This window comes from Paenibacillus sp. PAMC21692, from assembly GCF_014303795.1.
In the GTDB taxonomy this organism is placed as follows: domain Bacteria; phylum Bacillota; class Bacilli; order Paenibacillales; family Paenibacillaceae; genus Pristimantibacillus; species Pristimantibacillus agaridevorans.
In genome coordinates this window covers 1,834,574-1,848,293 of sequence record NZ_CP060293.1, presented here as the reverse complement: position 1 = coordinate 1,848,293, position 13,720 = coordinate 1,834,574, and the positions used below count along the sequence as shown (strand labels likewise).

The window sequence follows — 13,720 nt, the reverse complement described above, 5'->3', positions numbered from 1 at the left end:
ATACCTGGGTTCGGGGGGGATGGAATATGGAATTTCAGTTACTCACAATGAATCGACAGCCTCATACACGACCTTATTGGCATCATCATCGCTTAAATTGGTTCCATTACGACCCAATTGTGATTTTTCTGTCCGTTAGATTTGGTTGAGGTTAAAAATCGAACATTAAGTTGCATCATTTCTATTAATGCTTTCCTATATTTCAAAAAAAAAGCAGCAGCCAAGGACTAATAGTTATAATGAACGAAACCGACATCACTTTGCTTCTACGTAGATTAGTTTGGAAATAATGGAGTTTGTGAAACACCCATTAGAATGCCAAATCAGAGCTACCAAACAAAGGAGTCGGTTTCTACTATGAGTCTTACCACAAAGTACGTTGGCCTAGACGTGTCCAAACAAAAAATTGCAATTGCTATCGCGGACGAAGGCAAGCAAGATCCTCGCTACTGGGGGAGCATTCCCCATACAAAGGAAGCGGTACGCAAGTGGGTTCAGCAAGTACGGTCAACAGACATGACATTGGAAGTGTGTTATGAAGCTGGCCCAACGGGCTATGTCCTCTATCGCTGGCTGCTAGAGATGGATGTTTCCTGTACCGTAATCGCCCCTTCGCTCATCCCTAAACGTGCAGGAGATCGGATAAAAACGGACAAACGGGATGCGCTCCGGCTAGCCCAACTGTTTCGTTCAGGCGAATTAACTTCGATCTACATCCCGACGCTTAAAGACGAATCGTTGCGAGACCTCGTTCGTGCAAGGGAAGATGCCAAGGAGGACTTGAACCGACACAAGCAGCGTCTGGGCAAATTGTTATTAAGACACCAGCTTTCCCCTCCAAATGGAGCAACCCCTTGGACGCATGCCTATGAAGAATGGCTGGATACGCTCCAGTTCACCGAAGATAGTCAGCGTGTGGTGTTCCAAGAATATCGGGAAACTATTCGGGAGACCAAGGAGCGCATGAAGCGTTACGAGAAGGAAATCGAGGAGCAAGAGAAAGTGAGTCATCAAGCTCCCCTTATCCAGGCTTTTCAAGCCTTGCGAGGCGTTGCTGTGCTGACAGCTACCACGCTAGCGTCGGAGATATGTACCATCTCGCGGTTTCCAAGTGCATCGGCGTTCATGAGCTATTGCGGTCTCGTCCCTAGCGAGCGATCAAGTGGCGAAACGCGCTGGCAAGGCCGACTGACGAAGGCGGGCAACGCTCATTTGCGCAGAGTGCTAGTGGAGTCTGCTTGGAGCTACCGTTATAGTCCGGCGGTTAAGCGAAAGATGAGAGAACGAGTCACCGGTTTGCCGTCCGAAATTCAGACTATCGCCTGGAATGCACAGCAACGTCTGCATCGTAAATACAGGAGCATGATACGCAAAGGAAAACACAAAGGAACCCTTGTAGCTGCTCTAGCAAGAGAATTGGCCGGATTCGTATGGGCGATCGCCAAGGAAGTAGAGCGATTGGAGCAAAAGAAAGCCGCTTAAAGGAAAAGAGCAAAGATTGGGTTGGAAAGAAAGAGAACGGGGGGGATCCGGGACAGAGATCGTTCCATGCCTCGGGGGCAAAAATAGGCAAGGTGAAGAGGAACCCGCGTAAGACTTTTGAATCAGGCCTTATGGACTGACAATCGATAATAGTTAGCGGTAAGCTCTTCAGACGTATGTAGAACTTGTGTGAACCCACGTATATCAGAATGCCAACCGGCGTTATTGTTTTTGCCTCCGAGCCGTTGAATGATCGTCCTAAATTATAAGGAAGAAACTCGCTCCATCCGTCTTTACTCGTAGTTAGATTACCAGCGAAAAAAGTCTGTCAAAAAATAAATTGACAGACCCTTATTCAAGTACGTCAAAAACGTAGGAGCAACACAGACGCTTGACAGGTTTCGTTCATATCAAACTTTGGCTGCTGCTGTTTTTTGCGCCATTCTTTCCCATTAGTATAATTCACTAAGACAGTTTAACGAATTATGAATTATTCGTGATTACATTTTCTACTTGACGGGAGCAATTCAGGATTCCTTACATTTCGGGCGGTATACATATTCCGATTGATTTATATCAAAAGTAGTAAATTTATGGTACATTATTCCTATTAAAAGAAGGGGTTGAAATTATATGAGGAGATTCGTTACCTTTTTTATCGCATTTTGTCTTATCGTAGGAGCGCTTCCCGCACCACAAGCAACGTTTGCTGCCACGGAAGCTCCTGCAATCGTGGATGTTCAAGGTAATACCATCCTTCTGAGCGATGGAAGTATATGGATTAAAAGACTTTGGACTTCATCAGGCTATGAATATATAAATATTGATGCCGTTGAAATTCAAGACACAGGCAATGGCGGATATGCCCTTAATAGTAAAGGAGAGCTGATCTCTTGGGAATACCAAACTCTCCCCGTTTTAGACAAAAAGCAAACCGGCATTAAGGAGCTGTTCTACGGCTATTATTTAAAAAAGGATGGAACGGTCTGGGATTACAGCGGCAATAAACGGAAAGATGTAAAAGAGGCTCTCCTGGTTGACTATTATAATGGAGACTTCGCATATTTAAGTGAGGATGGAGAGATCTATCATTCCAATTGGGATAATTTAAATAAAGTAGTCGAAACAATCAAAGATCCTTCTTCGATCGTTTCGCTGAAGGTTTCAGGCGATGACTCCATGGCTTACCTGGATAAGGCAGGCAAAGTAATGATGTATAGTAGCTCTTGGTTCGATTATGACAACGGAGTCTTTACTCACTATCCAAAGTTATTGTTAGAAGATGTCGTTCATATGGAGTTTATTGATAAAGACCACCTTCTCGCAACCAAAAAGAACGGAACCGTATGGCTCGTAACGGTGTGGGATCAAAAAGCAACGCAATTGAAGGCCATAAAAAATGCGGCAAAGGCTATGCCCTACCATTTCTCCGGTGGATTAGATGATCCAAAACGTTCAGACAATGATCGTTTCATTACATTTAATGCCGATATTGTGGTCCAGCAGAAAGATGGCAACTGGAAATTTTACGACGGCGATCAGTCTGTTTCGTTTAACGCGCCGCAAGTAACGGACATTGCCTTCACGACCAACAACGCCAAACCTGCAGTGGGCAATCTTGTTTATTTCAAAGTGGTGCAGAATTACAACAATGGTTATAAAGAAACGCTAGACAGAGCCGCCGCGCCGCTGATGGTAGATAAGCCCCACCTACTTCAGCCGATGAATGATGGTTCCTATAAGGTACTGGGTGTCGGAGAAGCCAAAGTTACCGTAACCGCAGGAGGGATCAGTAAAAGCCTGGTTATATCTTCAAGTCTGGGAAAAAACCTAACAGGTGCGCTACATGCAAACTCTATCATTTATCTCCCGATTCAAACGGTCTTTAAATCTCTAGGGGGTGTCGTCACCTACACCGCAGCGAATAAAACGTATGACATCAAGCTCGGTAGTACAACGATTCAGCTAAAAGTCGGTCAGAAAACAGCGAAGGTAAATGGCAAGGATGTCGGACTCGGTCAGGCCGTACGTGAAGAAAAAGGAGTAGCGCTATTTCCCTCAGTTTTGTTAAGCAACTCCTTGGGCGCCAAGAATCAGTGGGATGCGCAGCTCAAGCAGATGAAAGTATCAATTGGTTCAGCGACCATGATCATCGAGTCAGCAGACACTCCAAAAATCAAAAAGCAGGAAGCGCAAGGGAGCTTGGCCAATTACATCGGCAAGGTCTATTGGGTAAATCAATACAATAATTGGGGAAGATTTATTAAGCTTACTGTCTCGGATGTCGTGCCGCTAGGCAATGATAATTTCGAAATTGTCTTTCAGAAAGTAGACGGGGGGCAACTTAAGACCGAAACCATACACAAGACGGTTATCCCAAATGTGCTGGGGGACTCCTCCAAATTCCTCACATATGACCCCTACAAAAAGTTTAACTGGTCCGCTGCAACATGGGAGAAAATTAAAGCCTCTAAAGTAGCCATTGGTATGAATAAAGCCCAGGTGGAGCTGTCGTGGGGACTGCCGCATGATAAATCATCTGTAGTAGAAAAGAACATTACGATTGAAGTCTGGAGATACGGCTATCAATATATCGCATTCACGAATGGCACTGTATCCGGAATTTATTCGTACTGAGAAACCTATTCTATAATCGTTTTGCAAATTTTCAATCTTGTGATCTTCCCCCCTTCTCATTGCTCGTCACACCGCAAGGGTACTACGCCGAGTAGTACCCTGCTGTATGTTATCAAGCTCGGCTATCCTTCTTCTGCTCGTTTTTAATCTGACAGAATTGCTTAGGAGTCCTTAGGAAATATATCCTTGCCAGTTTTCTTGCTTACCTGCTATTGGGAGAAACCATTTCGATCTTTCCAGCTTTTAGGCAGATTATTGACATTACTGGGCATGGGATTGTATTTCTGAAGTATTGGTGCTCGGAGGAATCCCTCTCGACTAAGAGGAAAAACGCCCTCTATTGCCCACATCTACGCCCTTGCTTGCGCTTTAGAGGGAAATCCTACCTCTAATCCAGGTCGGAACGCTGGATTCTGGTAGAATCGCCCCGATTAAAGGGCGCTTTTCCCTCAATTTTCCGATGCGGTATACGATTGGCCGCTCCTCCCACTCGCTGCCACGGTGAAGATACCTCGATCGAAGTCACGGCCTCCCTCCATTGGCGGCGTTGCGCGTTTAATTTCGAGCAAAATAATATTGAAAAAGTGTGGGAAAACGATACTTTCCTATATTTCAAAATAAAACAGTGGCAGCCAAGAACCCGCCGTCCCGTCCAAAACAGCGACTGTTTGTTGTCGGGCCACTGTTTTTTGTTGGGTCTGGCGTTGGGCGCCGCCCCCAGATCGCCTTTGTTACCTGCTCCGTCTAACGCTTGTCCCCTCTGCGAAACAATCCCTTGCGTCGCACCAGCTCCACGGCTTCCTTGCTGCTCCGAACGCCAAGCTTCTTCAGCAATTTGTTGACCTGATTTTTAAGCGTGCTCTCCGCCTTGTACAGCTTCTTCTCGATCTCCGACTGCGTATGCCCCTGCTCGATAAGTTCGAAAACCTCGCGCTCTGCCGGCGTCAACGCCCCGAGCTGCTCCTCGCGCTTCAGTCGCGCGAACTCCTTCAGCAAGGCCTCCATCGCCGCCGGATGGCGGTAAGCGGTACGAATCGCAGCCGGAAGATCTCTGTAGCGCGACTTCTCGATGTAATTGACCGCCCCGGCGGTAAAAGCCTGCGTCATGACGGCTTCATCGGTTACGGATGTCAGCATGATGATCTTGGCGGCATGCGACTGATGCAGCTCAAGAGCGGCGTAGATCCCCTCGTGTCCGCCAGCCGTTAACTGGATGTCCACCAACGCAACGTCAAACGGCAGCGTATCCGCCAGTTGCAGAGCTTCATCCGTTGTCGTTGCGGCGCCGACCACGAGCATGTCGAATTCGTTATTCAAAAAAGCAGAGATAGCTTTGATCCAGTCAAGATCGTCCTCCACAATCAATATTCGAATGGGACCGCTCCCGCCGTCCGTCTTCCTCTCCATTTTACCCGCCTCCATTCTGCCGCAAGACCTTCTTACGCGGGAACACGAGAGATGCCGTCACTCCGCCCGATTCCTTGCCCGAGAGCTCCGCCGATCCGCCGTGCGCATGCATCACATTATAGACGTACGAGAGACCCAGACCGTAATTATTCGAACCGTTTTTGGTGCTATAAAACGGTTCGAACGCCCTTGCCGTTTGCGATCGCGTCATGCCGGGACCATTGTCGCCAACCGACAGCGTGACGTTTCGTTTGCTAGCGTTCAGAGCGACCTCGACTCTCCCGCCGGGTGAAGGAGACGCTTCTATCGCATTCGCCAGCAGATTGCCGAGCGCTTCTCTCACATGCACAGGGTCGCAGACCACGGTCGGAGCGCACCGACAATGAATTTCAACAATGACCTGGGCCCGCTCGGCGCGTTCGCTGTAGTCCTCCGTGACCGAGCTCGCCAGCAAGTCGAGCCGGACCGGCTCCTCCCGGAGCTCGATGGCCTTCGTGCGGCCATGGAGCCGTTCCACCATGGCACGCATATGCTCCGAAGATCGCTCGATAATCGCCAGATGCTGCTGTACCTCTTCGTCGACGCCAGGCGGCAGCGAACGGCGCGCATTGTCCGCGCTAATGGCAATTTTGCCGATCTCGTTTTTGATTGTGTGGTTGAGCAGATTCGTCCCGGAGCTTGCCGCCTTCATGGCGCTCTCCAGAGGATCGCGTTCGAAGCGCAGCCTTACGCCCAATACACCGTAGGCGAACGCAAGCAGCAGCCCGGCCGCCAGCGAATAGGAGATGAAGGCGGCCACATAACCGAAGAAAGGAAAGTCCGGCGCGAACGTTCTGGCCACGTAGATGAACATGAGCACGGCAAGCAGCGTCGGCACAAAGAGAAGCGTCGTCACGAGACGCTGTCTTCTCTTGCGGGTATCCTTCTCCCGCCATAACGCCAAGACCAGCAGAATACAGGATATAACATAATAAGGTCCGCTCCATAGCAGGAGCCACCCGTATCGTATGGGCAGTCCCGGCATCGCGAGCCCTGCCGCGAGCATGGCAAACACCGGCAATAAGAGCAGCCATCTCAACAGGGAATATGGCTTGCGACGGCGATTCGGAAGTCCGGAATACGTCATCGCGAACATAAGCACGCCATACGGAGTAACCGTCAAATTAAGAAGTTCGATGCCTCGTGCCGCGATGGACCATCCCATATCCGCAGCCGTGTCGGCTAATCCGCCGATGGCGGCGAATACCAGAAAGAACGCCGCCCACCTGTTCGCGGCGTTCCTAATGTCGTTGACCAGCAGCACGATGGCAGCGGCAAGTAGCGCAAAGAAGTAATAGAGCATGCAATCCCGTCCCCGAATACCGTCATGTCGCCCTGGCGATCCTTGACCGAGTTTAGTTGGACTTGAGAGGTATAGTATTCGATAACGGCTGCGCGATCTCCTCTTTGCGGAGATCCATCGGAATGATGGAGCATACGTCTGGACTGCGTTCGTATGGCTTCTTGGCTACGGAAGCGGCTTAACCTGCCTTCATCGCCCGCAAAATTTCATCAGTCAACGGGATGATACATGTTTCTTCCATATCAAAATGACACTTAAGTATCAGACATGCCTGGGTAATGGGATGCGCCGTCTGCTTCAACCGCTCATATAACGCCAAGTTATGAGGCAGGGCTCCGCTGCGCAAAATATGAAGCGCGGCATCGCTTCTCTTCAAAAATGTTCTGAAGTAGTCCAGCGCGATCACTTGATCATGCTCCAGCAACGCCAGGGAAGAGCGCAGCTTGGGATCGTTTTGGAAATAGACGAGCGCGCGCAGGCTCGCAAAAAATTCACGTGACTCCCACTCCGCATGGCAGGTCAAGGCATTTAACAGCGCCAGCGCCTTCGCTCTAAGTTCCGTAAGAGACTCGCATAATTGGTCGGCGGTTGAAGCGGAAGAAATACGCAAACTCAACTCATAGATCGTGTCCATTTTTCTTCTCATATAGAAGTGCTTATCCTTCAACCGTCTGGCGCTATGCACAAACATGGTTTTGCGGGAAGGGTCCGCCAGCGCAACCCGATCAACAAGGTGATAATATTTCATCGTCAACCTCCTCCTAGTTCTCTTCATTTATAAAATGCATATTGCTCGGCCTGACCGTCCGGACTGTTGCACGTCGATCAAACGCTGATTGCTTGAGCCCCGGTACCGCAAAGAGAGGCTGCGTTGCTTGAGCACAAACGGCCCGTCCACCAGAACGTCGGTATTGTCCAGCAAACTGCGCCATCCGTCATGTCTGTTTAAACCGGCTACGATCGTTTCATAGATATATCCGGTGTATGTCATCACGTGCAAACCCATGGCTTTCACTCTGGCGGCCAGCTCTGCGAATCCCTCTGCTTGAAGAAAAGGTTCGCCTCCGCTTAAGGTCACTCCATCAAGCAGCGGATTTTGAATAATGGCATTCGTAATCGCGTCGATACCGACGGTTAAGCCGCCTTCATACGAGTGGGTATGCGGATTGTGGCAGCCCCGGCAGCGATGAGGACAACCCTGGGCAAATACAACAAGTCTTAAACCCGGACCATCCACAATGGATTCCTGTACCAGTCCGGCGATGCGCAATTCCGGCTCCTTACTGTCAGGTATGTTTGATTCGTTCACGTTCCTCCGCCCTTTTCGCGTCATTAAAGCGATCGATTGTACCGACCAAGTACCCTGTAATCCTTCGAATTCGCTCAAAAGCCGGCCCTTCTTCTTCCGTTCGGCCGCAGGATGGACAACTGTCGTTTATAAGACCCGTGTAGCCGCAAACGGCGTCGCGGTCAACGGGATGATTGATAGAACCGTAGCCGATGCCGTTCTCCTTCATGGCGCGGATCATTTTTTCAAAGACTTGCAGGTTGTTTAACGGATCGCCGTCAAGTTCGACGTAAGTGATATGTCCGGCGTTCGTCAACGCGTGATAGGGAGCTTCGATCCTTATTTTCTTATAGGCCGTCGTTGCATAGTAGACGGGAAGATGAAAGCTGTTCGTATAATATTCCCGATCCGTAATATCCGGTATAACGCCGAATCTCGTTCTGTCCATCTGTACAAAACGGCCGGACAGCCCTTCCGCCGGTGTAGCCAGCAACGAAAAGTTTAATTGATGCTCCTTGGCTGCCGCATCCATTTTCCCTCTCATTTTCCCGATTATTCGAAGTCCCAACTGCCTCGCTTCCTCGGATTCGCCATGATGGCTTCCGATGAGCGCCTTCAGACATTCCGCCAGTCCGATAAATCCTGCCGATAAGCTGCCATGCTTAATAACCTCTCGAATTTCGTCATCCGGCTTCAGTTGCCCGGAATCGATCCATATCCCTTGTCCCATCAAAAACGGAAAATTTTTCACCTTTTTGCGGGCCTGAATTTCAAATCGATCCAGAAGCTGCCGAATCACGATATCCATCATTCGATCAAGCTCATAGAGGAACAAGGTGATATTCCCTCTATTTAATAGAGCCAACCTCGGCAAATTGATTGTCGTGAAGCTTAAATTCCCCCTTCCGAACGTAATTTCACGAGAGCCGTCGTATACATTCCCGATCACCCTTGTTCTGCATCCCATATAAGCAATTTCCGTCTCCGGTCGTCCCGCTATATAATATTGAGCGTTAAACGGCGCATCCTGGAACGAAAAATTGGGGAACAATCGTTTGGCGCTTACGCGGAAGGCGAGCTGCAATAAATCATAATTCGGGTCGCCGGGATTATAATTGACTCCTTCCTTCACCCGGAAAATTTGAATAGGGAAAATAGGCGTTTCCCCGTTGCCAAGCCCTTGCTCCGTAGCCAAAAGGATACTCCGTATAATCATCCTGCCCTCCGGGCTTGTATCCGTCCCGTAATTAATGGAGCTGAACGGAATTTGCGCCCCGGCCCGGCTATGCATCGTATTGAGGTTATGGATCAGCGCTTCCATAGCTTGATAAGTGCTTTTTTCCGTTTCCGCAAGTGCATGGGCTTCCGCGATCTGCTGTGCTTCATTTATATCAATCGGACCGCTTAGCACTTGGCCAAGCAGCTCTTTTTCCCGCTCCTTCTCATACGGATTCCGGCTTATGCGAGGCAGCAGTCCTGCACCGTTCAATTCGTCGAATAGATGCAGCACTGCCTTTTCCCCGTCATCTCCCAAGCCGAATTTCCATTTCAACATTTTCAGCAGATTATCCCTGTAATGACGGACATACGTTTTGCCAACGCCCCCCGCCATTCCGTAATCAAAGTTCGGGATGCTCTGTCCTCCATGCTGATCGTTCTGATTCGATTGAATCGCGATACACGCAAGCGCCGCATAACTCCTTATATCCTGGGGTTCCCTAAGGCGACCATGCCCAGTTCCGAAGCCTCCATCGAACAATTGCCGAATATCAATCTGGCAACAGGTTGTCGTTAAGGAAAGGAAGTCCAGATCGTGAATATGGATATCCCCGTTTTTATGAGCGTCGGCATGCTCTGGCTTGAGAAGAAACAGCTCGTTAAATTGTTTGGCGCCCTCCGAACCGTATTTCAACATCATGCCCATGGAGGTATTCCCGTCTATATTGGCATTCTCGCGCTTCATATCGCTATCTGCAGCATCTTGAAAGGTTATATCTTCGTATAATTTCATCAGACGCGTGTTCACTTCCTGAATCTTGCAAATATCATTAATCATCCATGCGACACTCCTCTTATCCTGTTAATCGGCGGTTCCATCGATAGGGAAATGGCCGCCTTATGTGCAGAATAAGAGCTCCATGTCTACCAGTACCGACTCTGTCAGCGGAAATACAATTTGCTCCTCGCTCTCCAGGTGCTTGCCCAAAATGCAACAGGCTTGAATGAGTTCGTCTGCGGCATCATGCATTCGTTTTCTGTCTGATACGGTCTTTATTTCATCTGCAGTCCGCAAGAAAGATTGAAGGTAGTCATCTCCAAGCTCATGATCTTTCTCAAGCGTCCACATGGAACCCAGCAGACTAGGCTTAATGGATTGATCGAAATAGCTGCTTAAGAAAGGAAACAAAATTTCCTCCTCCCATGCGGAATGCTGCTCCAGCTTTTCGCGGAAGAACATGGCGTGTAACCTCAACTGAAACAACTCGTGCCTGGTTGTGCTTAAATCTTGCTCGGATTTGACAGCCTTGGCTCTAGCCGCCAATTCGGAAATGCTTTTTTTCAACTCGATATGTTCCTCTTTCAGCCGGTCGACCAAGACGGACAGCACGGTCGGAACTGCCGATCCCGTCTCCGAATGCCCTGCTTTACTCTGTTCCATGATTTTATTTTCCTCCAGTCATAAATCGATATTTCTTGCATCTTCTCCACCATAGAGCAACTCGAACTCATGCTGGAGAAAGGAGTTGGTCAAGCTATAATAATCCTCCGGCGAATGAATCGTCTTCGTAAAATGACATCCGACACCTTTTTCAAGAAAGGCCGTTTCGCTCAGTTCGATCCAATTGAGTCTATTTAAAAATCTTGAAATATACGAGTCTCCCTCATTTAATTGCTCGCCGATTCGTCCTGCGCAGGAACGATCATAAATGCCGTGCAGCGGGAATGCGCCTTTGTCTACCCATGGAATAACCGCATCCACATGATCCGTTTTATAAGCCTGCAACAGCATGGCCGCATCAGCCGACGGAAACGGCATGTGACATCCGACTACCCATACATTTTGATTCTGCGCCAGCGCCAGGCCGGCATGCATGCCGCTTAACACGCCTTTGTCCGTATAATAATCCGTAATAATTCGTATGTCCCGGTCAACCGCTCTAAGGAACGGCTGCGGATCATTGGCCACAATCGTAATTTCATTGCAACAAGTGCGCATTTCACTAATTTGCCTCTCCAGCAGTGTCCTGCCTTCCAACAAGAGGAAAGCCCGATTTTCTCCTTTCATCCTCCGGTGATGACCGCCTGCAAGAATAACGCCAGACAGCATTTGGATCACTCCCTCTGCTTAGTAAGTGTAATGAATAATTTCATTACAACATAACCAGGGCGATACTACAGTGAAATGAATCACGCAGGCAAATAAAAGGCCAAACAGTATGGCATCCCTGTTCAGCCTTCTCTTCTTGGTCCAGTTTATTTATTTTTTCACTTCCGTTACGCCCGTCACTTTGCCGTTGCCGGATGAGTCGAACGTATTCAGCGCTTCTTCCGTTGCAAAATATACGTTGCCTTCTACTGTCGCATCCTTCAGGGTGAATTTGTCAGTTTCTACATATACATCGCCGACAAAGGTGCCGCCTTGCAATCGCGCGTTCGGGCTCTTGATCGTTAATTTAGGAGCCGTCAGCTTAAACGATGCCGTAATTTTGCGATTCTCGTCTTGCGTGTACAGGGCGATTTTACGGTCGACTACGTCTTTGTTTTTAAACTCGCCTTCCAGCACAAGCTCTTGATCGAATGTAAGATCGTTAAGCGCCGCTATAATCCATGTGCCGTCCTTGCTGATCGCCTTCAGGAACGCTTCGGGATCGTTGACGATGGAAGCCGTTGTGATCGCGTCTGTTGTATCCGCTGTAGTCGAAGGAGAAGGCGTGGCAGCCGGCGCAGGTTCATTGTTGTTTCCGCATCCTGCCAACAACCCTACCGTCAAGACAGCAATCAAAGCTAAACTGATCATTTTTTTCATTTCGGTTCTCTCCCTTATTTTTTATCATGTACGGACGAACTTCTTTTGCTGTAAGCTAAATAATAAATTCCGGCGACGAATAGACCACCCCCAACCGAGTTGCCCAAATAGACAGGCAAGAAATTGGCGAAATAATCGGACCAAGTTGCGGCTCCAATAAAGATTGCGGCAGGAATTAAAAACATGTTCGCTACAATATGCTGAAAGCCAAGCGCTACAAACGCCATCGTCGGGAACCAGATCGCCAATATTTTGCCGGCGCCGTCCTTTGCGCCATAAGACATCCAGACCGCGCTCGACACAAGCCAGTTGCATCCTATGCCGGAAATAAACGCATGCATAAACGACTCATCAAGCTTGGATTGCGTAAGCGCAATGATTTTGTCCATATACGGCGCTTGCTCCGTCATTCCGCCCAGATGGCCAAATACGTAAGCAATAAAAATCGCGCCTGCAAAATTGCCGACCGTTATAATAAACCAATTGCCGGCAAGCTTGCGGATCGACGCCCGCCCTTTGAAACAGGCCATCGACAAACTCATCATATTCCCGGTTAAGAGCTCTCCCCCCGCAATAAGGCATAGTATTAATCCGATCGGAAACACCGCACCGCTTAGCAATGGACTCAGCCATTCCAGATCAGCGGGCAATCCGGCGGTCAGGCGTATGGCGAGCAAATATCCTATCGCTATAAACGCGCCTGCGGCAAAGCCAAGAGGAATTTGCTCGGAGACTCGCATATTCGCTTTTTTGCAGCCCGCATGCATAGCCGCCTCTGCGATTTCCTCCGACTTTTTAAAGCCCATCCTTTCCCTCAACCCCCTCTCATGATGTCTATAAGGGCTCCTACATAACATGATCTTTTAACTGGTTTCTTCTTGGTGAATTTTTTCACATACCAAGGCAGTCCGCAGCACGCTTGCCCGCTGCCTTCCGTTAGCCGATCTTCTTTAATTCATTACCGCTTCGGCAGCGTTCGAGCTTACATAGCGAACATATTGTTCGGCCGCTTCCTCAAGCTGTTCTTCTTCGATTTGCATAGCCCCGTGAACGACGAATAGTGGAAGAAAGGTCATGCCAATCAGATGGCTGGTCGCTGCATAAGGTCGAGTCAGCTCTTCCATCGTGAAGCGATTGTAACCTTCAGGCGTGTAAGCTTCTTTGTCGCTTCCCGTTGTAATCGCCAGCCCCAGTTCCTTGCCGCGGAGCTTGTCTCCCCCTGGCCCGTACGCCCAGCCGAAGGTCAGCACCTCATCGAGCCATTGCTTTAATAAAGGCGGCGAGCTGTACCACCAAAACGGAAATTGCAAAATAATGCGATCATGCTCCATTACTAACTTTTGCTCATGCGCAGGATCAATAACTCCGTTCGGATACGCCGAATACAGCTCATGTAAGGTCGCATGGCCGGCGTCTTGCAGCGCCTCGGCAAGCCGTTTGTTCACGCCCGATCCCTGATGAAGCTGCGGGTGCGCAATGATAACCAATGTTTTCATTTGTTCCCCTCCCTCGCTGAATTCACTGTCTCTGCTCAAAG

At 49.1% G+C, this 13,720-nt stretch carries 12 protein-coding genes; 2 read left to right on the top strand and 10 right to left on the bottom strand.

All coding sequences use genetic code 11. From position 1 onward, the window contains the following. Positions 1-357: 357 nt before the first annotated feature. Positions 358-1,482, top strand: a complete 1,125-nt coding sequence (locus tag H7F31_RS07480; RefSeq protein ID WP_187103616.1) for an IS110 family RNA-guided transposase — start codon at positions 358-360, stop codon at positions 1,480-1,482. A 633-nt stretch (positions 1,483-2,115) separates the two neighbouring features. Beyond that, positions 2,116-4,119 carry a copper amine oxidase N-terminal domain-containing protein gene (locus H7F31_RS07475; RefSeq protein ID WP_187103615.1) on the top strand — a complete coding sequence of 668 codons (2,004 nt, stop codon included), beginning with the start codon at positions 2,116-2,118 and terminating at the stop codon, positions 4,117-4,119. A 744-nt stretch (positions 4,120-4,863) separates the two neighbouring features. Here H7F31_RS07475 and H7F31_RS07470 read toward each other — a convergent pair. From H7F31_RS07470 to H7F31_RS07425, 10 genes are all read right to left on the bottom strand, one after another. Next, the gene (locus H7F31_RS07470; protein ID WP_187103614.1) at positions 4,864-5,526 is read right to left on the bottom strand and encodes a response regulator transcription factor; all 663 of its coding nucleotides are present in this window, start codon (positions 5,524-5,526) and stop codon (positions 4,864-4,866) included. 1 nt (position 5,527) lies between these two features. Further along, positions 5,528-6,868 carry a sensor histidine kinase gene (locus H7F31_RS07465; RefSeq protein WP_187103613.1) on the bottom strand — a complete coding sequence of 447 codons (1,341 nt, stop codon included), beginning with the start codon at positions 6,866-6,868 and terminating at the stop codon, positions 5,528-5,530. Between the two features lie 178 nt (positions 6,869-7,046). Continuing rightward, positions 7,047-7,616, bottom strand: a complete 570-nt coding sequence (locus H7F31_RS07460; protein WP_187103612.1) for a hypothetical protein — start codon at positions 7,614-7,616, stop codon at positions 7,047-7,049. A gap of 27 nt (positions 7,617-7,643) precedes the next feature. Beyond that, positions 7,644-8,177 carry an anaerobic ribonucleoside-triphosphate reductase activating protein gene (nrdG, locus tag H7F31_RS07455; protein ID WP_261800337.1) on the bottom strand — a complete coding sequence of 178 codons (534 nt, stop codon included), beginning with the start codon at positions 8,175-8,177 and terminating at the stop codon, positions 7,644-7,646. Then, complete coding sequence (locus H7F31_RS07450) at positions 8,155-10,212, bottom strand: anaerobic ribonucleoside triphosphate reductase (protein ID WP_187103610.1); 2,058 nt, start codon at positions 10,210-10,212, stop codon at positions 8,155-8,157. Before H7F31_RS07450 ends, nrdG begins: the two co-directional genes overlap by 23 nt. Positions 10,213-10,272: 60 nt before the next feature. Next, complete coding sequence (locus H7F31_RS07445) at positions 10,273-10,815, bottom strand: hemerythrin domain-containing protein (RefSeq protein ID WP_187103609.1); 543 nt, start codon at positions 10,813-10,815, stop codon at positions 10,273-10,275. Positions 10,816-10,833: 18 nt separating this feature from the next. Then, positions 10,834-11,484: a molybdenum cofactor guanylyltransferase gene (locus H7F31_RS07440; protein ID WP_187103608.1), complete on the bottom strand. Its 651-nt coding sequence runs from the start codon at positions 11,482-11,484 to the stop codon at positions 10,834-10,836. A gap of 150 nt (positions 11,485-11,634) precedes the next feature. Continuing rightward, entirely contained in the window at positions 11,635-12,183 is a 549-nt protein-coding gene (locus H7F31_RS07435; protein WP_187103607.1) for a hypothetical protein, read from the bottom strand. A gap of 14 nt (positions 12,184-12,197) precedes the next feature. After that, the gene (locus tag H7F31_RS07430) at positions 12,198-12,989 is read right to left on the bottom strand and encodes a formate/nitrite transporter family protein (protein WP_187103606.1); all 792 of its coding nucleotides are present in this window, start codon (positions 12,987-12,989) and stop codon (positions 12,198-12,200) included. A 144-nt stretch (positions 12,990-13,133) separates the two neighbouring features. After that, entirely contained in the window at positions 13,134-13,679 is a 546-nt protein-coding gene (locus tag H7F31_RS07425) for an NAD(P)H-dependent oxidoreductase (RefSeq protein ID WP_187103605.1), read from the bottom strand. Between the last annotated feature and the right edge of the window lie 41 nt (positions 13,680-13,720).

Coding starts and splice junctions, on each gene's coding strand:
- H7F31_RS07480 (WP_187103616.1), top strand. CDS start 358: ATGAGTCTTACCACAAAGTACGTTGGCCTAGACGTGTCCAAACAAAAA.
- H7F31_RS07475 (WP_187103615.1), top strand. CDS start 2,116: ATGAGGAGATTCGTTACCTTTTTTATCGCATTTTGTCTTATCGTAGGA.
- H7F31_RS07470 (WP_187103614.1), bottom strand. CDS start 5,526: ATGGAGAGGAAGACGGACGGCGGGAGCGGTCCCATTCGAATATTGATT.
- H7F31_RS07465 (WP_187103613.1), bottom strand. CDS start 6,868: ATGCTCTATTACTTCTTTGCGCTACTTGCCGCTGCCATCGTGCTGCTG.
- H7F31_RS07460 (WP_187103612.1), bottom strand. CDS start 7,616: ATGAAATATTATCACCTTGTTGATCGGGTTGCGCTGGCGGACCCTTCC.
- H7F31_RS07450 (WP_187103610.1), bottom strand. CDS start 10,212: ATGATTAATGATATTTGCAAGATTCAGGAAGTGAACACGCGTCTGATG.
- H7F31_RS07445 (WP_187103609.1), bottom strand. CDS start 10,815: ATGGAACAGAGTAAAGCAGGGCATTCGGAGACGGGATCGGCAGTTCCG.
- H7F31_RS07440 (WP_187103608.1), bottom strand. CDS start 11,484: ATGCTGTCTGGCGTTATTCTTGCAGGCGGTCATCACCGGAGGATGAAA.
- H7F31_RS07435 (WP_187103607.1), bottom strand. CDS start 12,183: ATGAAAAAAATGATCAGTTTAGCTTTGATTGCTGTCTTGACGGTAGGG.
- H7F31_RS07430 (WP_187103606.1), bottom strand. CDS start 12,989: ATGGGCTTTAAAAAGTCGGAGGAAATCGCAGAGGCGGCTATGCATGCG.
- H7F31_RS07425 (WP_187103605.1), bottom strand. CDS start 13,679: ATGAAAACATTGGTTATCATTGCGCACCCGCAGCTTCATCAGGGATCG.